This window comes from Pseudomonas sp. NFACC24-1, from assembly GCF_900115235.1.
Lineage (GTDB): Bacteria > Pseudomonadota > Gammaproteobacteria > Pseudomonadales > Pseudomonadaceae > Aquipseudomonas > Aquipseudomonas fluorescens_AA.
The window spans coordinates 160,499-179,805 of the sequence record NZ_FOVS01000003.1; the positions used below are offsets into that span (position 1 = coordinate 160,499).

Annotated in this window: 16 protein-coding genes; 8 read left to right on the forward strand and 8 right to left on the reverse strand. The window is 61.2% G+C overall.

Annotated elements, in window-relative coordinates:
• Positions 1 to 11 precede the first annotated feature (11 nt).
• A complete protein-coding gene (cydX, locus tag BM317_RS04950; protein WP_092165183.1) occupies positions 12 to 134 on the forward strand; it encodes a cytochrome bd-I oxidase subunit CydX in 123 nt (40 codons plus the stop codon).
• Positions 131 to 418 carry a cyd operon YbgE family protein gene (locus BM317_RS04955; RefSeq protein WP_092165184.1) on the forward strand — a complete coding sequence of 96 codons (288 nt, stop codon included), beginning with the start codon at positions 131 to 133 and terminating at the stop codon, positions 416 to 418. Before cydX ends, BM317_RS04955 begins: the two co-directional genes overlap by 4 nt.
• Before the next feature lie 92 nt (positions 419 to 510).
• Here the strand turns inward: BM317_RS04955 and BM317_RS04960 are convergent, their stop codons facing one another.
• From BM317_RS04960 to BM317_RS04970, 3 genes are read right to left on the reverse strand one after another with little or no spacing between them, the layout of a single operon-like run.
• Positions 511 to 996: a hypothetical protein gene (locus tag BM317_RS04960; protein WP_092165185.1), complete on the reverse strand. Its 486-nt coding sequence runs from the start codon at positions 994 to 996 to the stop codon at positions 511 to 513.
• 42 nt (positions 997 to 1,038) lie between these two features.
• The gene (locus BM317_RS04965) at positions 1,039 to 3,786 is read right to left on the reverse strand and encodes a cation-transporting P-type ATPase (protein WP_092473306.1); all 2,748 of its coding nucleotides are present in this window, start codon (positions 3,784 to 3,786) and stop codon (positions 1,039 to 1,041) included.
• 60 nt (positions 3,787 to 3,846) lie between these two features.
• Entirely contained in the window at positions 3,847 to 4,770 is a 924-nt protein-coding gene (locus BM317_RS04970) for a universal stress protein (RefSeq protein ID WP_092165187.1), read from the reverse strand.
• Positions 4,771 to 5,027: 257 nt separating this feature from the next.
• Between BM317_RS04970 and BM317_RS04975 the strand changes: the two genes are divergently transcribed.
• Both BM317_RS04975 and BM317_RS04980 read left to right on the forward strand, forming a co-directional pair.
• The gene (locus BM317_RS04975) at positions 5,028 to 6,278 is read left to right on the forward strand and encodes an MgtC/SapB family protein (RefSeq protein WP_092165188.1); all 1,251 of its coding nucleotides are present in this window, start codon (positions 5,028 to 5,030) and stop codon (positions 6,276 to 6,278) included.
• Between the two features lie 100 nt (positions 6,279 to 6,378).
• Positions 6,379 to 7,290, forward strand: coding sequence for a universal stress protein (locus BM317_RS04980; protein WP_092165189.1), 912 nt, complete (start codon positions 6,379 to 6,381; stop codon positions 7,288 to 7,290).
• Positions 7,291 to 7,341: 51 nt separating this feature from the next.
• Here the strand turns inward: BM317_RS04980 and BM317_RS04985 are convergent, their stop codons facing one another.
• Complete coding sequence (locus tag BM317_RS04985; RefSeq protein ID WP_072347403.1) at positions 7,342 to 7,905, reverse strand: GNAT family N-acetyltransferase; 564 nt, start codon at positions 7,903 to 7,905, stop codon at positions 7,342 to 7,344.
• 246 nt (positions 7,906 to 8,151) lie between these two features.
• On the opposite strand from BM317_RS04985, the gene BM317_RS04990 reads away from it, so the two are divergent.
• The 4 genes from BM317_RS04990 (at position 8,152) to BM317_RS05005 (ending at position 14,043) form a co-directional block, all read left to right on the forward strand.
• Positions 8,152 to 9,045: a universal stress protein gene (locus BM317_RS04990; protein WP_092473308.1), complete on the forward strand. Its 894-nt coding sequence runs from the start codon at positions 8,152 to 8,154 to the stop codon at positions 9,043 to 9,045.
• A gap of 212 nt (positions 9,046 to 9,257) precedes the next feature.
• Positions 9,258 to 11,630, forward strand: coding sequence for a phosphoketolase family protein (locus BM317_RS04995; protein WP_092473310.1), 2,373 nt, complete (start codon positions 9,258 to 9,260; stop codon positions 11,628 to 11,630).
• Positions 11,631 to 11,696: 66 nt separating this feature from the next.
• Positions 11,697 to 12,587 carry a universal stress protein gene (locus BM317_RS05000; RefSeq protein ID WP_092473312.1) on the forward strand — a complete coding sequence of 297 codons (891 nt, stop codon included), beginning with the start codon at positions 11,697 to 11,699 and terminating at the stop codon, positions 12,585 to 12,587.
• Between the two features lie 100 nt (positions 12,588 to 12,687).
• Positions 12,688 to 14,043 carry an MBL fold metallo-hydrolase RNA specificity domain-containing protein gene (locus BM317_RS05005; protein ID WP_092473314.1) on the forward strand — a complete coding sequence of 452 codons (1,356 nt, stop codon included), beginning with the start codon at positions 12,688 to 12,690 and terminating at the stop codon, positions 14,041 to 14,043.
• Positions 14,044 to 14,240: 197 nt separating this feature from the next.
• Here the strand turns inward: BM317_RS05005 and BM317_RS05010 are convergent, their stop codons facing one another.
• The 4 genes from BM317_RS05010 to ftsH all read right to left on the reverse strand — a co-directional run bounded on the left by BM317_RS05010 (position 14,241) and on the right by ftsH (position 19,282).
• Positions 14,241 to 14,780: an Hsp20/alpha crystallin family protein gene (locus BM317_RS05010; protein WP_092165194.1), complete on the reverse strand. Its 540-nt coding sequence runs from the start codon at positions 14,778 to 14,780 to the stop codon at positions 14,241 to 14,243.
• Between the two features lie 88 nt (positions 14,781 to 14,868).
• Entirely contained in the window at positions 14,869 to 16,362 is a 1,494-nt protein-coding gene (gene arcD / locus BM317_RS05015; protein WP_092473316.1) for an arginine-ornithine antiporter, read from the reverse strand.
• Between the two features lie 130 nt (positions 16,363 to 16,492).
• On the reverse strand, positions 16,493 to 17,245 hold the full coding sequence (fnr, locus tag BM317_RS05020) for a fumarate/nitrate reduction transcriptional regulator Fnr (RefSeq protein WP_092165198.1): 753 nt from the start codon (positions 17,243 to 17,245) through the stop codon (positions 16,493 to 16,495).
• A 210-nt stretch (positions 17,246 to 17,455) separates the two neighbouring features.
• Complete coding sequence (gene ftsH / locus BM317_RS05025; protein WP_092473318.1) at positions 17,456 to 19,282, reverse strand: ATP-dependent zinc metalloprotease FtsH; 1,827 nt, start codon at positions 19,280 to 19,282, stop codon at positions 17,456 to 17,458.
• Between the last annotated feature and the right edge of the window lie 25 nt (positions 19,283 to 19,307).

The window sequence follows — 19,307 nt, forward strand, 5'->3', positions numbered from 1 at the left end:
AGTGAAGCAATATGTGGTATTTCGCCTGGATGCTGGGAGTCGGTTTCGCACTGCTGCTGGCGATACTCAATGCGATGTGGGGTGAGAACGAGACCGGTCGAGCCATGAGCGACCGTGACGAGGGGCAGCCATGACGCCGGATGTCGCAGCGGGCCAGCCCTCGTCACGGCTTCACCGGCTGAGTCTGGCGGTCGCGGTGACGATCATGTTGGCCTGCTCGCTCTACCCGCCACTGATGACGGCGCCGGACGGGAAAGCCGACCATGCCTTGGCAACGGCCTTGTTTATCGCCATGAGCGTGGCGTTTGTCAGGGGCGTGGGGTTCATTCCCCGCAGGCCTGTCTGGCGAAGGATGTTTTCAGGTTGGACCTGCCTGGTGGCTCTTGCGCTTGCCGGTGGGTTGAAGTTGTTGCACTGAAGCCTGATGAGAAGCCCGGCGATGGCCGGACGGTGATCAAGAAAACTCACCTGCCGACGCGGCAGGTGAGTAGGGCAGTCCTGGGGGCCGGCCTAGCGAGCTGGCGGGCTCATTTGCTGTTGTTGCATCATCTGCTCCATCATCATCTGTTGCATGCCCATGTACCTGTCCATCATGTACTGGTGCTGCTTCATCTGCTCAGGCGTCATCCGGGAATAGTGGCTGCCCATTTGTTTCCAGCCCATCATCGGGCCGTTCCCCTTCATGTGGCCGCCCATCATGCCTGCCCCGCAACACCCCATCATCCCATTCATCGTCTGCATGCTTTGCCGCATCGTGGCCTGGTGATCTTGCATGAGCTTCTGGCGTTGCGCCGGATCGCTGGTGTTCTGGATCTGGGTCATCTGTTCCTGCATTTTTTTCAGGTTTTCCTGGGCCGTCGCCATCTGCTGGTCGAATTGCTCAACGCTCATTGACGGCGGGGGCGCCTTGGCGGCGTCGGTGGCTTGCTGGGCAAAGCTCAGCGTGGGCAAAAGCACCGCGGTCAGGGCGAGGGCGGCGAGTCTGGATGCGTTCATGATTCAGTTCCTTGCAGGCTGGTGGCGCGGGGAGTGGGATCGTCACGGTTGACGATCGGACTCGCTTAAACGCAGTCGAAGCTGTTTTTCAATTTCGATGATGGCGAACAGCGCAATGCCCACCGCGATGATCAGCAGTCCATCCATGAAGGGCACCGCTTGGGTGGCGAACACGGTTTGCAGCGGCGGCGCGTAGGTGATGGCGAATTGAGCGACGGTCACTACCGCGACGGTCGCCCACACAACCTTCGTACCCCGAAGGCCCTTCCAGGTCAGTGACGTGCCGTAGAGATTGCGGATAAAGAACAGGTGGAAAATTTCCATCACGACCAAGGTGTTCACCGCCAGGGTGCGGGCCAGTTCGACGGAGTAGCCTCGGTCCAGGGCATAGGTAAAGATGCCGTAGACACCGCACAGGAACAGAATGGAAACGAGCACCATATGCCAGACCAATGCGCCGCTGATCAACGGCTCCTGTCGTGAGCGCGGTGGCCTGCGCATGGTGTTGTCTTCGGTCGGTTCGAACGCCAGCGCGATACCCAGCGTGATGGCGGTAATCAGGTTGATCCACAGGATCTGTATCGCCGTGACTGGCAATGTAAGGCCAAACAGCAGCGCGACAATCAGGGTCATTGTCTCGCCCGCGTTGGTGGGTAACGTCCAGCTCAGCACTTTCTTGATGTTGTCATAGACCGTCCGGCCTTCACGCACAGCGGCGACGATAGAGGCGAAGTTATCGTCCGCCAGTACCAGGTCCGCGGCTTCCTTGGCTGCTTCACTGCCTTTGCCGCCCATGGCGATGCCGGCATCTGCGCGCTTGAGCGCTGGCGCGTCGTTGACGCCGTCGCCGGTCATGGCCACGGTCATGCCGTTGAGTTGCAGCAACGTCACCAGCCGCAGCTTATGTTCGGGGCTGGTACGCGCGAAGATGTTCACTTGCTTGAGCGATTCCCTGAGGGTGGCATCGTTCATTGCGTCCAGGTCAATGCCGGTCAGTACCTTGTCGGGGTTGTCCAGGCCGATCTGATCAGCGATGGCGCAGGCGGTGCCGGCGTGGTCCCCTGTGATCATTTTCACGACAATGCCGGCCGCCTGGCATTGCTTGATCGCCTGGATCGTTTCCGGGCGGGGCGGGTCGATCATCCCGACCAGGCCAAGCAAGGTCAGTGTCCCTTGCACATCGGCAAATTCCAGGATGGCGTGTTCGGGCGGGACGGACCTGACGGCGAGCGCCAACACGCGTTGGCCTTTGCGGGCGATGGCATTGGCCTGCGCGTGCCAATAGTCGGTATCGAGCGGGGCCGTTGCCCCCGTGCTGCTACGCTGGCATGTGCACATGGTCAAAATCTGCTCCGGCGCGCCTTTGACATAAATCGCGGCTTGTCGGTCATGGTTGTGATGCAGCGTTGCCATGAAGCGGTGTTTAGCGTCGAACGGAATGGCATCGGTGCGGGCCCAAGTGCCGCGTTCCTCTTCACCGTTGATGCCGGCCTTGGCGCAAAACACCAGCAATGCACCTTCCATGGGGTCTCCTTCGACCTTCCAGGCGTCTTCGTGTTGCCTCAAGCTCGCGTCATTGCAAAGGCTGGTCGCGCGCCCGAGTTCGGCCAGCACCGGGTGGTGAGAGGTGTCGATCAACTGATCGGCAAGGTTCATGTTGCCCGAAGGCTGATAGCCGACCCCGTCGACCGTGAAGGTCAGGTCACTGGTGACGACGGACGCCACCATCATCTCGTTACGGGTGAGGGTGCCGGTCTTGTCCGTGCAGATGACCGATACCGAGCCCAGGGTTTCGATGGCCGGCAGGTGCCGAACGATGGCGTTGCGATGGGCCATTGCCCGCACGCCCACCGCCAGGGTGATGGTGAGTACGGCGGGCAACCCCTCGGGTATGGCCGCGACCGACATGCCCACCACGACCATGAATATCTCGGTGAAGACGTAATGCCCGACAAAGTGGCCATAAGCGAGTAGCAGACCGGCGATCAGCAAAATCAATAGCGTCAGCCAGCGGGCGAAGACGTCCATTTGCTGTATCAGGGGCGTCGTCAGCGGCTCCACTGCCGACAGCAGGTTGCTGATGCGCCCGATTTCAGTCGAGGTTGCGGTGGCGACGACGACCCCTGTTGCTTGGCCACAGGTCACCAGGGTGCCACTGAAGGCCATGCAGGCACGATCAGCCAGGGCTGCTTCGATGCGCACCGGTTCGGTATTTTTTTCAGTCGGTGCGGATTCTCCGGTCAGGATGGCTTCCTGGACCTGGAGCCGATTGGCATGCAGCAGGCGCAGATCCGCCGGGACCTTGTCGCCGGCCTCCAGCAAGACGATATCGCCGGGCACCAGTTCCTCGCCTGCGATGCCCAGGCGTTCGCCGGCACGTATCACCGTTGCCCGGGGCGCCAGCATGTTGCGGATGGCGTCCATGGCCTGTTCGGCCTTGCCTTCCTGGACATAGCCGATGATCGCATTGACCACCACGACGGCAAGAATGACCACCGTGTCCCACAGGTGTTGCAGCGTTGCGGTGATTGCAGCGCAACCGAGCAGTACATAAATCAGGATGTTATGAAATTGCAGCAGAAATCGCTGCCACGCCGGCCGCCGGGCTGACGCTGGCAACCGGTTGAAACCCGTACGCTCAAGCCGGGCCTGGACGTCGGCGATGTCCAGCCCGGCTTGCTCATCGACACCCAGGTGTTTGAGTGCCTGTCCGGCGGGCAACGTGTACCAGGCCAGGCCCTGCGAGGGCGTTGTCGGGTGCGCCGCTGGTATGTTGCTCGGTCGGTTCATCAGCCGCACTCCTGTGGGTACGGTGCGGTTGTTCTACAGGCCATCGGCACAGGACTGCCTTCAGCCTATCTGCTGCGGCGCAATCACCCACAGGCTGCAGGGCATTTTGTACAGCAGGCTTTCCACGGTGCTGCCGATGAGCTTGTCCAGGCTGCCGTAGCGCACGCGCCCCATGACGATGACATCAATGTCATGGGATGCGGCGTAGCTCGCCAACACCTTGGCCGGGTCACCCATGATCATGCGTCGCTGGTCCGGAGCGATGCCGTTGCGTTCGGCCAGTGCATCGAAGGCGGCGCCCTGGGATTCGTAGAGCTGGCGGGCCAGGGTCGAGGAGAAGAACATCGAACCGTTGCCGAAACCGTATTCGGCGGCGGTAATGGACGAAAGGTCATAGGCGTAGACGACTTCCAGCGTCGCGTCGCAGCGGGTGGCCAGCTTGTTGGCTTCGCTCAGGATACGGTCATTGAGGCCTTCGTAGTGTCCGTCCTGATGGAACGGGTCGATGGCGGCCAGGATCTTGCGCGGACGAGCGTGGGCGACCTTGTTGACGAAGTGCAGTGGAACTGCGCATTCGCGCAGCAGGTGCACGTCCAGCGGTGTGAACATCAGTCGGGAAAACCATGACTCAGGGTCCACCGACTTGATCAGCGCATCCATCGGCGCTTCCTTGAGGTGGACCAGGATTTCCTGCAAGGGGCGCTCGACCCACGTCACTTCTGTCGTGACCTCGATACCGAGGTTGCGCAGTGGCCTGGCCTGTTCTTCCAGCCACTGCCGATGGCGCTCGATGTAGCCCAGGCGCATCTGCTCCAGTGCTTGTTCGTTTACCAGGCCCGCCGTGGCCAGGCCTTCGAGGTAGTCAAAAGCGACAATATGCAGTGCCGCGCCTTCGGCCTTGGCCAGCGCGGCCGCCCGGTCGAACGCCGGGCTGTGCTCCATCAGTGGCGAGACGACCAGCATCAAGCGTGATTGCGTAGACATGACAAACCTCCCGGGCAAGGACCTGTTGGCGCCGGGCGACGGTTCGCGCGGCGTGGTGTCTGTCATTGATCATGGGCGTCATGGCGCCCGGTAACTTGATTTGCATCAAACACGCTTCAAAGCGTTGCATTGAAGGCGGCAGCGGCGCGGCAATCGCGCTATGTTTGAGCATGATCAGTTGCCCCAGGGCACGAGCGCAGCCGGCTCGGGCCTTTGGATTGAGTGACAACCGCAGGCAGCGCCAGAGAGCCGTGACCATGACTGAAACCCTGGCTTTCGCCAATGCCGCCGCCGCGCTGGGAATCGGCCTGCTGGTGGGGCTCGAGCGCGAACGGCGCAAAGGCGAGGGCGACCGTCGCGACTTCGCCGGCCTGCGCACCTTCGCCATCACGTCCGTGCTCGGCTACCTGGCGGTCCAGGCGGGCGGTCCCTTGTTGCTGGGGGGCATGACGCTCGCCCTGGGCGCATTGGTGACCGTGGCCTATTGGCGAAATCTCGACAAGGACCCGGGGATTACCAGCGAGGTGGCGTTGTTCGCGGTACTGGCACTGGGTGCGCTCTGTGCGAGCGCCCCGGGCCTGGCGACGGCGATTGGCGTAGTGATTGCCGGGCTGCTCGCCAGCCGCCAGGCGTTGCACCACTTTGCCCGCAACCAATTGACTGCCACCGAGCTGCGCGATGGCCTGGTGCTGTTGATCGCCGCGCTGGTCGTGCTTCCGCTGGCGCCGGATCGATTCCTCGGGCCTTATGACGCAATCAATCTGCGCAACCTGTGCACCCTCACCGTCATGCTGATGGCGGTGGGTGCGCTGGGGCATGTCGCGGTTCGAACCCTGGGGACCCGCTATGGCTACGCCCTCAGTGCGATTGCCTCGGGGTTTGCTTCTGCCACGGCGACTGTCGCGACCATGGGCGGTATCGCGGCCAAAGAGCCGATCAATCTCAAGGTGGTGAGCGCTGCGGCGATGTTATCCAATCTGGCGACGGTGACTCAAATGGGCCTGATCCTCGCGGCGGTGGACCCCGCGCTGTTGGGATGGATGTGGGGGCCGTTGGTGTGCGGGATGCTGATGGTATTGCTCTATGCCGGCCTGCTGATGTTTCCCCGTCCAAGGGCGCGGGCCGATGAGCCCATCAAACACGGCGGTGCCTTCAGCCTCAAGCTGGCGTTGACCATGGTTCTGGCAATGACCGGTATCACCGTCCTCTCGTCGGCGATGCTCGATGCGTTTGGCCAGGCCGGGGTGACCGTCACCGCGATTTTCAGCGGGTTGCTCGACGCCCATGCTTCGACAGCCTCCATCGCGTCCCTGGCCAAGGGCGGGTTGTTGCCCTTCGACGGCGTCGCCGTCCCGGTGCTAATGGCGCTGAGCAGCAACTCCCTGAGCAAATGCGTCGTCGCCTGGCTCAGTGGCGGGCGAAGGTTCGCCGGGTATGTGATTCCCGGCCAGGTGTTGGTCACGCTGGCGATGTGGGCGGGGCTGCTGCTCCCGAGTTTGTCAGCCTGAATGATGGCTGTTTGATGAAGATCAAGTCCTGTCTCGGGCAGGCGTCCATTCTGGAACCTTCAATCCTTTAAGTGGCTGTCGCCACGTGCCGAGGTGTTCCATGTCCCAGACTCAACGTTTGTTGTTATTGGCGCCTGACGCCATGATCCGTACGCCGGCGTTCGACCGCGCCACCGAGTTGGCCCTGGCGCTAGACCTGCCCCTGCATATTGTGGCGTTCGACTACCTGGAGTTGCTCTCGGTGGCCGGTCTGTTCGCCCCGGAACAGGTCAAGCAAGCGCGTGAGGGTTATCTGGAAACCCATCGGCATTGGCTGTGGCAACAGGCCGAACTGGCGCGCCGGCACGGCGTCGAGGTGACCTGCGAGGTGGTGTGGAGCAAGGATGCCTTCCAAGCCTTGCAGCAATACGTCAAGGAGATGCCGATGGCGTTGATCATCAAGGACGCGCAGCCGGAACCGGCGATGAAACGGGTGTTTTTCACACCCCTGGACTGGCGCTTGCTGCGTGACTGCCCGGTGCCGGTGCATCTGGTCACGGATTCGCGTCACCCGCGGCCTCGGCGGGTCCTGGCGATTGTCGATGTGCTGCGCAGCGAGGAGCAGGATCTGGTGTTCAACGACCAGATCGTCGACGCCGCGGTCAAACTGGCGGAACAATGTAATGCCCAGGTCGAGTTGCTGCACGCCTTCGATTGGACGGCTGTCTACGCCTCGGACATGGGCATTGGCGCGCTGCCCCTGGCCACCGGGCTCTATGAAGTGTTGGGCCAGGCCCAGCATGAGGTGTTCGAGTCCCTGGCCGAGCGGCATGGGGTCGCACCGCAGCAGCGCCACTTCATCGAAGGAGCGCCGCTGAACAGCATTTGCACGTTCGCCGCCGATCACCAGGTCGATGTCATCGTCATGGGCACCACGGCGCATCGTGGCCTGGACAAGCGCCTGGGTACCACCGCCGAGTTACTGCTGCAACGGGCGCCCTGCAGCGTGTTGGCGATCAAGCCGCAAGCGTGACGGGATCAACGCTGTGCGAGGCCATACCAAGGCCTCGCGCAGCGTCCGGAGCTAAAGGTAGAGCCGGTGGATGACCTGCCGGGTGTCGTCGGGATCGCTGTGGGTTTCAAAACCCAGGCTATGGGCCAAATCCCGCATCGGGGCATTGCTGGCCGCATCGACGGAGTACATCTGGCGGTAGCCATTTTTACGCGCGGTGTCGATCAGGTGCTCCATCAGCAACGTCCCCAGCCCCAGGTGTTGCCAAGGGTCGGCGACCGTCACCGCGCACTCGCATTCGTGCTCCTGGGTCGCGCAATAGCGACTGACCCCGATCTCGATCAACTCGCCGTTGTCATGGACCAGGGCGATGTAGGCCATGCGCGTCTTGCAGTCGACGTCCATCAAATTATCGAGCAGCGCCGCGCCCGGCTCATTGATCTGCGCCAGAAAGCGCATGTGTCGGGACTCCGGTGACAGGCGCATGATGAAGTCGTATTCGCGCTGGCGATCCTGCTCCCTGAGCGGGCGGATCAAGACATGCCGGCCGTCCTTGAGTGCCTGGATCCAGTGTTTGCCACTGATGCTGGCATACAGGGCAGCGGCGCGTTCGTTGTGGTCTTTGACAGTGAGCATGGTGCGATCCTCCCTCGGATGTACACGTGTGGTGCGATAAAAAGCTACGCATTCGATAGTGTTCTACGCCCGCCACGGCGATCGATTCTGATCTGGATCAGTGCCCGCGTATCCGTCCGTCGATTGCCCTGCCTTTGATTCAGATCAAACCGTCCGGGGCCTTGATGGGCGCACGCTGAAGATCGTGCCGGAAAAGGCCGGTGCAAGGTTTTGGATTTCGTATGGGCAATCCGATGGAGGTGTGCGATGGGGCAATACCAGCGTCTGCTATTGATCGTCGAACCCGACCTGCATCCTTCTGCGGCGATGCGCAGGGCCTGTGCCCTGGCCCGGGCCAGCGGGGCTGCGCTGCACTTGTGCGCGTTCGTCCAGCCACCGGCCCGCACCCACTTATGGGGTGAAAAAATCGATGAAGCGAGCGTGCAGCGCTATTTGCACCGCTATCGTCGCTGGATGGTAGAAGAGGCGGCGCTGCTCAAGGAGGAAGGCCTGAATGTGACGACTCACGTGGTGTGGACGCTCCATCCGTTGCTGGAAATCCTGCGCTACGTCGAGCAGTTCAAGCCTGACCTGCTGATCAAGGACGTTACCCTTGAACCCTTGCTCAAGCGCGTGTTCGCCACGCCCCTTGACTGTCATTTGTTGCGTGACTGTCCGGTGCCGGTGCACCTGGTCAACCAGGCGGTGCACAGCTTGCCGCGGCGGGTCGTGGCTGCGGTGGACCCCTCGGATCCCGAGGCCAATGCCTTGAATGAGCGAATCGTCCAGACGGCCACCTCGCTGGCCCGGCAGTGCGACGCTTCGTTGCATCTGTTGTACGCCTGCGACCTGTCGCCGGCCTTCAATGGCGAAGCCTCGTTGCTGGCCGGTGCCTGGGATGACGACTTTGCCGACGCCCTGCGCGAATCGCTGCATGCGGCGCTTATCAGCCTGGCCGAGCGCTGTGGCGTACCGGCGGAGCGCCGGCACTTCGTCGTTGGCCTGCCGGTGCCGGTCATCCAGGAATTCATCGACGAATTCGAGGCCGATGTGGTGGTGATGGGCACTGTGCACCGCGCCGGTCTTGAGCGCTTGATTGGCAGCACGACGGAGCGTGCCTTGTATTCGGTGCCGGGCAGTGTGCTGGCGGTCAAGGAGTGACTACGACGACCCCGTTGACCTGTCCGCTCATCAGGCGCTCCAGCGTTTGATTTGACTTGGACCAATGGGCAGCAGGCAAGGCCAGCGCCACCAGGCATCGAGCAAGCACCTGGTATGACCTTAGCGTCCCTGGTTCTGATGTAAATCAAGTCACATGCCTTCCTGCGTTCCAGAATCAAGCATGGCAACCCTGTGTTTTTGTGGAGGACGTGATGAGTGATTTTCTCAGCCCCGACCAACTGGAAGGCATTGACGCCTACTGGCGTGCGTCCAATTACCTCGCCGTGGGGCAGATCTACCTCAAGGACAACCCGTTGCTGCGCAAACCGCTGCAACGCGATCATGTCAAACCGCGCCTGCTGGGCCATTGGGGCACGACGCCGGGGCTGAACCTGATTTACGTGCACCTCAATCACCTGATCAAGACCCGTGACTTGAACATGATCCTGATCACCGGCCCCGGTCATGGCGGCCCCGCCATCGTCGCCCAGAGTTACCTGGAGGGCAGCTTCACCCAGTGTTACCCCTCGGTGGAGCAGAATGAAAACGGAATGCTGCGCCTGTTCCGGCAATTTTCCTGGCCTTATGGCTTATCCAGCCATGTCTCTGCGCAGATTCCCGGCTCCATCCATGAAGGTGGGGAGTTGGGTTATTCCCTGGCCCATGCCTATGGCGCGGCGTTCGACAACCCTGACCTGATCGTGGCCTGCGTCATCGGCGACGGTGAGGCGGAAACCGGGACGTTGGCGGCGAGCTGGCATTCCAATAAATTCCTCAACCCCAGGCGTGACGGCGCCGTACTGCCCATTCTTCATCTCAACGGTTTCAAGATCGCCAACCCCACGCTGCTTTCGCGCATCAGTGAAGACGAACTGTCGGCCCTGATGTATGGCTACGGCTACGATCCTTATTTTGTCGAAGGCGACGATCCGCAAACGGTGCACCAACAGCTGGCCAGGACCCTGGACGGCATGTTGCTCAAGATTCGCGAAATCCAGCGCATGGCCCGCGCGGATTCGTCGGGACGTACCTTGGAGCGCCAGCTTTGGCCAATGCTGGTGCTGCGCACGCCCAAGGGCTGGACCGGTCCGAAATTCGTCGATGGCCAGCAGGTCGAAGGCACCTGGCGCGCCCACCAGGTGCCGCTGAACCACTTCGAGTTGCCCCTGCATTTGATGCAACTGGAACAATGGCTCCAGAGTTACCGTCCGCAGGAGTTGTTCGACGACAACGGTGCGTTGCTGCCGGACATTGCCGCCTTGGCGCCGACGGGACATCGGCGCCTGGGCGCCAATCCCCATGCCAATGGTGGCGTGCTCCTCAAACCCCTGGAACTGCCGCGGTTCACCGATTACGCCGTGCAATTCTGCGCCCCCGGCAGCGTGCAGGCAGAGGCCACCCGGGTGTTGGGCGGTTTTGTGCGTGATGTGATGAAGCACAACCTGCGGGCAGGCAATTTCCGTCTGTTCGGCCCCGACGAAACCGCCTCCAATCGTCTTGATGCGGTGTACGAGGTCAGTGGCAAAACCTGGATGGCGGCCCTGGAGGCAAACGATACGAACTTGGCATGCGATGGCCGGGTGATGGAAATCCTCAGCGAACAAGTGTGTGAAGGCTGGCTGGAGGGGTATTTGCTGACTGGCCGGCATGGGCTGTTTTCCTGCTATGAGGCGTTCATCCATATCGTCGATTCGATGTTCAATCAGCACGCCAAATGGCTCAAGACCGCCGCCCAGATCCCGTGGCGCGCGTCGATTGCTTCGCTCAATTATCTGCTCACGTCCCATGTCTGGCGACAGGACCACAATGGCTTTTCCCACCAGGACCCGGGGTTCATCGACCTGGTGGCGAACAAGAGCGCCGACGTGGTGCGCATCTACCTGCCGGCGGACGCCAATTGCCTGCTGTCCGTTGCCGATCACTGCCTCAAGAGTCGCGATTACATCAATGTGATCGTGGCCGGCAAGCAGCCGGAATGGCAGTGGCTGGACATCGATTCGGCCGTTCGGCACTGCTCGATCGGGATCGGTCGCTGGGCCTTTGCCTGCAACAACGACGAAGACCCGGACGTGGTGATGGCCTGTGCCGGTGACGTGCCGACGTTGGAAACCCTGGCCGCTGTCACGTTGCTGCGCGAATACGTACCCGATCTGCGCGTGCGGGTAGTGAATGTCGTCGACCTGATGGCCCTGCAACCGCCGCAACAGCATGCCCACGGGTTGCCGGACGCCGAGTTCGATGGGTTGTTTACCGTGGACAAGCCAGTGATTTTCGCCTTCCACGGCTATCCGTCGCTGATCCATCGGCTGGTCTACAAGCGTCACGGCCACGATAACTTCCATGTCCGCGGATTCATGGAGGAGGGCGCCACCACGACGCCGTTCGACATGGCGGTCATCAACCACCTGGACCGCTACCAACTGGCGCTCGATGTCATCCAGCGCGTGCCACGCTTGCAGCCGCTGGTGGACAGTGCTCGGGATCGCTATTGGGCAACCATGGAAAAGCACCAGTTGTACCTCATCGAGCATGGGCAGGACATGCCCGAAGTCTTGAATTGGCGCTGGACGCCGACGCCGCAGTGACGGCCAACATGCCTCATGGCATCGACGCTGCGCCGTGGCGTTCGAGCCCGATTTTGGAGACCTATCATGAGCCAGTACCAACGCCTGTTGCTGATCCTCAACCCGGCACAACGTCATTCGCCTGCCCTGCATCACGCCGCGGCCCTGGCGACGGCCAGTGGGGCGCATTTGCATGTCACCGCCTTGATTCCCTCTCTGGACATTCTTTCGCTGCTTGAAGAGGGGCCTCGTGAGGAGGCGCGGCAGAACTATCTCCAGGACCATCGTCATTGGTTGGAGGATGAGGCGGACAAGATGCGTCGCCGCGGCCTGCGGGTCACCACTGAGGTGGAATGGGCCCAGAAGATGGGCAAGCAGATCCTGAAACACGTTACACAGATCCAGCCGGATATGCTGATCAAGCAGGTACAACACGAGCCCATGCTCAAGCGGGCTTTTTTCACCCCGCTGGACTGGCAACTGCTGCGCAACTGTCCTGTTCCGATGTATCTGGTTGGGGCCACCGGTCATGCGCTGCCGCGTACAGTGGTCGCGGCGGTGGACCCTTCCAGTGCGTTTGCCCAGAACAGTGGGCTGAACGACCGGATCATCCGCCAGGCAATGGGGCTGGCCTTGCAGTGCGACGCCGAGCTGCACCTGGTTCACGCCTATGAAGTGTCGTCAGTCTATCTGGGGGATGTGGGCGGTGGCGGCCTGTCGCTGTCGCAGCTCAGCAAGGAACTGCGCAGGAGCCTGGAAAAAACCTTTCTGGAACTGGCGAATCTGTTTGGTGTGCCGGCCGAGCGCAGGCATTTTCTACTGGGACATCCGGTCTCGGCCCTGAGTGAGTTTGCCCTGGAGCATGAAGTAGACGTGATCGTCATGGGGCGATTCCAGCACGACGATCTGCATGGGCTACTGGGCAGCACGACCGAGCACATCCTGTACCAGGTGTCTTGCAGTGTCCTGGCGGTGTGATGGATCGGACTCGACCGCTTAGCTGTTGACAAAGATCAACGGCAACGAGGTCCAGCAATGTGATTAGTAGACTGACGATCGATTGCCCAGGAGCACCGCCATGCGCATGACATTTCTCGGGGCCGCCGGTACGGTCACCGGCAGCAAGTACCTGCTGGAACACGACGATCAGCGCATCCTGATCGATTGCGGCCTGTTCCAGGGCTACAAGCAATTGCGCCTGCATAACTGGGATCCCTTCGAGCTGCCGATGCGTGACCTGGATGCGATCGTACTGACCCACGCCCACCTGGACCACAGCGGCTACCTGCCGGTGCTGGTGCGTAATGGCTATCGCGGCCCCATCTATGCTTCGCCAGCGACCTGTGAGTTGGTGAAGATCCTGCTGCGTGACAGCGCCCGCTTGCAGGAAGAAGAAGCCGAATACGCCAACCGCAAGGGGTTTTCCAAACACGCACCGGCCTTCCCGCTGTACACCCGTGAACACGCTGAACGAGCGCTGAAACTGCTGCGCCCGATTGCATTCGAACACCCGGTGGAGATCGCCCGGGGGATAACCATCTTGCTGCGTCGCGCCGGACACATCCTCGGTGCCGCGACGGTACAGGTCCAGGCCGCAGGGGTGACGCTGGTGTGTTCCGGGGACTTGGGGCGACCCGAGGATCCGGTGATGTTCGCGCCGAAGGTCATCGAGCAGGCGGATGTCCTGTTGGTGGAGTCCACTTACGGCGACCGTCGGCACCCACACGAGTCGCCGGAAGATCAATTGGCTGAGGTGATCACTCGCACCGCGTTGCGCCGTGGCATCACGTTGGTGCCCTCGTTCACGGTTGGCCGTGCCCAGTTGCTGATGTACCACTTGTATCGCCTGAAACAGCGCCGGGCGATCCCCGATATCCCGATCTACCTCAACAGCCCCATGGCCATCGACGTCACCCGGTTGTACCAGCGCTTTGGTGACGAGCACCGTCTCTCCAGGGAAGAGTGCGAAGGCATGTGCCACATCGCCCATCCGGTGCGCTCGGTCAAGGATTCCATGGCCCTGGACCTGCAACGCACCCCGGCGGTGATCATCGCCGCCAGTGGCATGGCCACCGGCGGGCGAGTGCTGCACCACCTCAAGAGCCTGGCGCCCAACCCCATCAACACCTTGCTGATGCCCGGTTTCCAGGCTGGCGGTACACGCGGTGCGAGGATTGTGGCCGGCGAGCCGGCGGTGCGCATTCATGGCAAGGATGTGCCGATCAATGCCGAAGTGGTGCCCATGCAAACGCTGTCGGCCCATGCCGATGCGGACGAAATCATGCAATGGCTGCGCGGCTTCAAGACACCACCCCGGCACACCTATGTCGTGCATGGCGAGCCCAATGCGTCCGATGTCTTGCGCCACCGCATTCACGACGAATTGGGTTGGTCGGTGTCGGTGCCGGAGTACCGCGATAGCGTCGAACTCTGAGCCACCGCCTTCGCGAGCAAGCCCGCTCCCACAGGGAATTTTCTGTGCCCATGGGATTTGTACCCGCCACGGTTCAGTGTGGGAGCGGGCTTGCTCGCGATAGCGGTGGCCGTTTCAACGACGCATTCGGCCTGAAATAGGCACAGGCAAGAAAAAGCCCCTCGTCGTTGGCCGGCGAGGGGCAGGGTTCAAAGCGATCAATCGGCCTTGATGGGCACGACCTTATCCGCTTTCAGTGCTTCCGGTTTTTTTGGCAGTGTCAGCGTCAGCACGCCTTTGCTGAACTGGGCTTCGATCTTGTCGCTGTCGACGCCTTTTGGCAGGTTGAACACGCGTTCGAAGGAGCCGTAATGGCGCTCGGACAGGTGATACCCCTTTCTTTTTTCTTCCTTGGTGTCTTTTTTCTCCCCCTTGATGATCAGGTTGCCGTTGGCCAGACGGATTTCGATGTCTTTCTGATCCATGCCGGGCAACTCGGCGGTGATTTCAAAGCTCTTTTCCTTCTCGCTGATGTCAACGGCCGGCAGGCTGCTCATGGAGAACTCGCGACGCCAGAAAGGCTCGACATCGAACAAGCCGCGACTGAAAGGCGAAAGCCCCGTGCCCCGGTTGAAATCATCGAACAGGCGATCCACCTGCTGGCGGAGCTTTTCAAACGGATGCCTGAGCTCAGTCTTGGCAAGAGGTGGAGCGTTTTCTTCGGTTTTGACCGGCATTTTCTTCACTGAATTGGACATTTGATTTTCCTCTTTGGTGATGTCCGGGCGGGTACCTGGCCAGATGAGCAGATACCGTTGCCGAACGGGTCAATGCACGCTTGCGAACTTACAAAGACAGTTGGCCGGCCCAGAGCATCCAGCCGGCGAAGATCGCCGCCACCCAGATCACTATCAGCAGGCCCCAGCCAAAACCATTGAGGGCCCGGCCTGTCCTGGCCCGTTGGGCGCTCAGGTAGATCAGCGAGCCGGGTGCATAGAGCAGGGCACTGAGCAGCATGTACCGGGGGCCGGCGGCGTAGAGCAGCCAGACGCAATAGCCCGTCGCGACCACAGCGATGGCCATGTCGCGCAGTTGCAGGGCGCGATGGCCGGCGTAGGTCTGGCCTTGCCAGGTCATTTTCAGTGCATACAGGCCACTGAACAGGTACGGCAGCAGGATCATCGAGGTGGCAAGAGAAATCAGCGCCAGGTAGCTGGCACTCGAATACAGGGTCAGCAACAGGAACAATTGGATGCAACCGTTGGTGATCCACAGCGCGTTGGCCGGTGCGCCATGTTGGTTTTCCGTGGCCAGCAGGCGTGGCATGACCTTTTCCTTGGCCGGGGTGAAGACCGATTCGGCTGCCAACAGCGTCCAGGCCAGCAGCGCGCCGCCCACTGACACAATCAGGCCAATACTGATCAGCACCGCGCCCCAAGGCCCGGCCACCGCTTCCAGTACACCGGCCATGGAAGGATTCTTCAGCGCGGCCAGTTCGGGCTGTCTGAGGATGCCCAAGGACAATAGGGAAACGGCGATCAGCAGCATCAATGTCAGGATGAAGCCAATCACCGTGGCGCGGCCGACGTCGGCCCGTTCGGCGGCCCGGGCGGAGAATACGTTGGCGCCTTCAATACCGATGAACACCCAGACCGTCACCAACATGGTGCTCTTGACCTGGTCCAGCGTACTGCCCAGCGCCGGCGTGCCCCAGAAATCCACCATGAAGGTGTCCTTGGAGAACGCGGCAATGACCAGCCCGATGAACAACAGCAACGGCACCACCTTGGCGATCGTCGTCAGGGCGTTGGCCTTGGCGGCGGTGCGCATCCCGCGCAGGATCATCCAATGCAGTGCCCACAGCACCACAGAAGCGCCGACGATCGCGGCCTTGTTATTGCCTTCGCCAAACAGGGGGAAAAAGTAGCTGAGTGCAGCGAACAGAATCACCAGGTAGCTGACATTGCCGATCCAGGCGCTGATCCAATAGCCCCACGCCGAATTGAAACCGAGGAATTCGCCGCCCAGGGCACGGGCATAGGCAAACACGCCGTTGTCCAGCTCCGGTTGGCGGTTGGAGAGGGTCTGGTAGACCAGGGCCAGCGAGAGCATGCCCACCCCGGTGATGAGCCAGCCGATCAGGATCGCCCCGGCACCGGCGCTGGCTGCCATGTTCTGGGGCAGGCTGAAGATGCCGCTGCCGATCATCGAACCGACGACCAGGGCGATCAGCAGGCTCAGTGACAGGCGCCTGGGCTCGACCTTTCGCAAACTGCCGGCCAAAGGGTGAGGTGTGACGGTCGGGATGACCGGCTCTGTACCTTGCAGGTGCGTTGCCATGATCTAAGCCTCCATGAGACGGGAGGTTCGGTAACCTTCGTCGATGCAAAGGTTCGAACGCTGAGTCTTAATCTCGGCTTGGAGGCGTTGACGGGTATTGACGTAGATCAGATGTCATGCAGAGCAGGCATCACAGTTCCGCATGACGATGACAACCGGCGACTTTTTGCTTGAGGCCGGGCAAGTCCAGAATCGTGACATTACGCCCATGCATGTCCACCAGTTCCTCCTGGCGCAGGTGGGCGATGCCCCGGCAGATGGTTTCCAGGCGCAGGCCCAGGTAGGAGCCGATGGCTTCGCGGTTCATGCGCAGCACGAATTCCTTGGAGGAATAACCTCGCATGTTATGCCGCTGGGACAGGTTCAATAGAAACGCCGCCAGGCGTTCGTCGGCGTTCATGTTGCCGAGCATCAACAGCATGCTGTGGTCGCGCACGATTTCCTGGCTCAGGAGTTTGTTCAGGTTGTGCTGCAACGACGGTAAGTCGTGGGCCAGTTTTTCCAGGAGGTTGAAAGGCAGCGGGCAGACTTCGCTGTCTTCCAGGGCAATGGCATTACAGGCGTAATGATCGGTGCTGATGGCGTCCAGGCCAAGCATTTCGCCTTGCATCTGGAAACCGGTGACCTGTTCGCGACCGTCTACCGAGAGGACGCTGGTCTTGAAGAAACCCAATCGCACCGCATACAACGAGCGCAGCGGGTCGCCGGTGCGATACAGCGCTGCGCCTTTCTTGACCTTCACCCGCTGGGCGATCAGCGTGTCGAGGCGCTCGACTTCACCACCCGTCAGGCCAATGGGCAGGCACAGTTCAAGCACGCTGCAGTTCGAGCAGGCGGTCTTGAGGGCATGCACCCGCAGAAGTCGCGGTTCGGACTCGGCCATGGGGTAAATTCCTGTAGTTGGAGCAAGCATAGAAGAACAACTCATCCACGCCTGTTTTTTGTCGCCTAAAGCGATACCGACTGTCGATTGGCGCAGTGGGGCGCGAACGATGGGTTGCAAACCTTCACTGTCGGTCTGCAGGACGACGCTGCTGCATCGTGGGCGGGCGTACAAAGGGGCTGTGACAGATCGATCAACGGCCTGGCGCTGTCAAACCAGTCGCAAAGCCAGCGCAGCGCGTTTGAGCGGCAGGAGCGGGGCAAACTCTTCAGGTGTCAGGGTTTCCTTTTCCACCAGCAGATGGGCCCCGGCGTCGAGGTCTTCCCGATGGCTTTCCAGCAGTGTCCTGGCGTGTTGATAGGCTTCAGCGAGCAAGGCGCGGATACCCAGGTCGACTTCCCTGGCGGTTTGTTCCGAGTAGTCCTTGTCACCCATTTCCGTGCGCTCGCCCAGGTAACTGGCACTTTTGCGTTCCAGCACCGCCAGGCCAAGCTCTGTGCTCATGCCAAAGCGGGTGATCAACTGTCGGGCGATATCCGTGGCGTGGGCCAGGTCATCGGCGGCCCCGGTCGAGACCTGACCATAGGCCAGGAATTCGGCGGCACGTCCCGCCATCAGGACCACCATGCGGTCCTTGAGCATCTGGCAACTGACGAGAAAATGATCTTCCGTCGGTCGCTGCAGGGTATAGCCCAGCGAGCCAATGGCGCGCGGCACGATCGAGACCTTATGGACCGGGTCCATGTCCGGCAGGTTGCTGGCCGCCAACGCATGCCCCATTTCGTGGTAGGCCACCACTTGGCGTTCATCGGGATGTAACAGGCTGCTCTTGCGTTCGATCCCGGCAACGATGCGCTCCACGGCTGCGGTGAAATCGTCGAGGCTGACCGTTTCGGCACCGCGTCGAGTGGCGATGATGGCGGCCTCGTTGACCAGGTTGGCCAGGTCTGCGCCAGTAAAACCCGTGGTGATGTCGGCGATACGCTCGCTATCGAGGTCCTGGTCAGTGACGATCTTCTGCAGGTGAACCTTGAGGATCGCCTGCCGGCCTTTACGGTCGGGGCGATCGATCAGGATCTGTCGATCGATCCGGCCGGCTCGCAACAGCGCCGGGTCCAATACCTCGGGGCGGTTGGTCGCTGCCAGCAGCACGACCCCTTCACGCGGGTCGAACCCATCCAGTTCTGCCAACAGCTGGTTGAGGGTCTGCTCTTTTTCGTCATTGCCGCCCAGGACGCCGACGCCGCGCATTTTGCCCAGCGCATCGAGCTCATCGATAAAAATGATGCAGGGCGCGGCCTGTCGGGCCTGTTCGAACAAGTCATGCACGCGAGCGGCGCCGACACCGACGAACATCTCGACGAATTCCGACCCTGATATCGAGAAGAAGGGCACGCAGGCCTCTCCAGCGATGGCTTTGGCAACCAGGGTCTTGCCGGTGCCTGGCGGACCGACCAGCAATGTACCTTTGGGAATGTGGGCCCCCAAGCGTGCGTATTTCGCCTTGTCCTTGAGGAAAGAAACAATCTCCACCAGCTCGACCTTGGCTTCGTCGATGCCGGCAACGTCGGCAAAGGTCACGCCGGTATCGCGTTCGACGAACACCTTGGCGCGGGACTTGCCGATGTTCATCAAACCACCCATGCCCTGTTTTTCCGCCAGCCCACGAAACAGGAAATGCCAGATCACCATGATCAGCACGAAGGGCAGCAACCAGCCCAGCAGGCCACTCAGGAAGGTGTTTTCGTTGATGCCGGTGAACCCGACCCCCGAGTGGGCGAGATCCGCCGCCAGTGCCGGTTCCACCCTCACGGTTGCGAACTGGGTGTGGCCGTCGATGGGTTCCTGCAACTGGCCGCGGATCTGGTCCTTCTCTACCCGTAGATCGCTGACCTGCCGATTGTTCAGCAATTGCAAAAACTGGCTATAGGGGATGACCTGCACCGCGGGGCGTTCGAAAAACAGGAACTGCACCAGGCTGAACACGGCCAGTGCAATGAAGAAGTAGGACAGGTTCCATTGGTGGTTTTTTTTCATGGCCTCGACTCAATAAAAGGCCTCG

Coding starts and splice junctions, on each gene's coding strand:
- BM317_RS04995 (WP_092473310.1), top strand. CDS start 9,258: ATGAGTGATTTTCTCAGCCCCGACCAACTGGAAGGCATTGACGCCTAC.
- BM317_RS04965 (WP_092473306.1), bottom strand. CDS start 3,786: ATGAACCGACCGAGCAACATACCAGCGGCGCACCCGACAACGCCCTCG.
- BM317_RS04980 (WP_092165189.1), top strand. CDS start 6,379: ATGTCCCAGACTCAACGTTTGTTGTTATTGGCGCCTGACGCCATGATC.
- BM317_RS04990 (WP_092473308.1), top strand. CDS start 8,152: ATGGGGCAATACCAGCGTCTGCTATTGATCGTCGAACCCGACCTGCAT.
- arcD (WP_092473316.1), bottom strand. CDS start 16,362: ATGGCAACGCACCTGCAAGGTACAGAGCCGGTCATCCCGACCGTCACA.
- BM317_RS04955 (WP_092165184.1), top strand. CDS start 131: ATGACGCCGGATGTCGCAGCGGGCCAGCCCTCGTCACGGCTTCACCGG.
- BM317_RS05010 (WP_092165194.1), bottom strand. CDS start 14,780: ATGTCCAATTCAGTGAAGAAAATGCCGGTCAAAACCGAAGAAAACGCT.
- BM317_RS04970 (WP_092165187.1), bottom strand. CDS start 4,770: ATGTCTACGCAATCACGCTTGATGCTGGTCGTCTCGCCACTGATGGAG.
- BM317_RS04960 (WP_092165185.1), bottom strand. CDS start 996: ATGAACGCATCCAGACTCGCCGCCCTCGCCCTGACCGCGGTGCTTTTG.
- fnr (WP_092165198.1), bottom strand. CDS start 17,245: ATGGCCGAGTCCGAACCGCGACTTCTGCGGGTGCATGCCCTCAAGACC.
- BM317_RS04985 (WP_072347403.1), bottom strand. CDS start 7,905: ATGCTCACTGTCAAAGACCACAACGAACGCGCCGCTGCCCTGTATGCC.
- cydX (WP_092165183.1), top strand. CDS start 12: ATGTGGTATTTCGCCTGGATGCTGGGAGTCGGTTTCGCACTGCTGCTG.
- BM317_RS04975 (WP_092165188.1), top strand. CDS start 5,028: ATGACTGAAACCCTGGCTTTCGCCAATGCCGCCGCCGCGCTGGGAATC.
- BM317_RS05000 (WP_092473312.1), top strand. CDS start 11,697: ATGAGCCAGTACCAACGCCTGTTGCTGATCCTCAACCCGGCACAACGT.
- ftsH (WP_092473318.1), bottom strand. CDS start 19,282: ATGAAAAAAAACCACCAATGGAACCTGTCCTACTTCTTCATTGCACTG.
- BM317_RS05005 (WP_092473314.1), top strand. CDS start 12,688: ATGCGCATGACATTTCTCGGGGCCGCCGGTACGGTCACCGGCAGCAAG.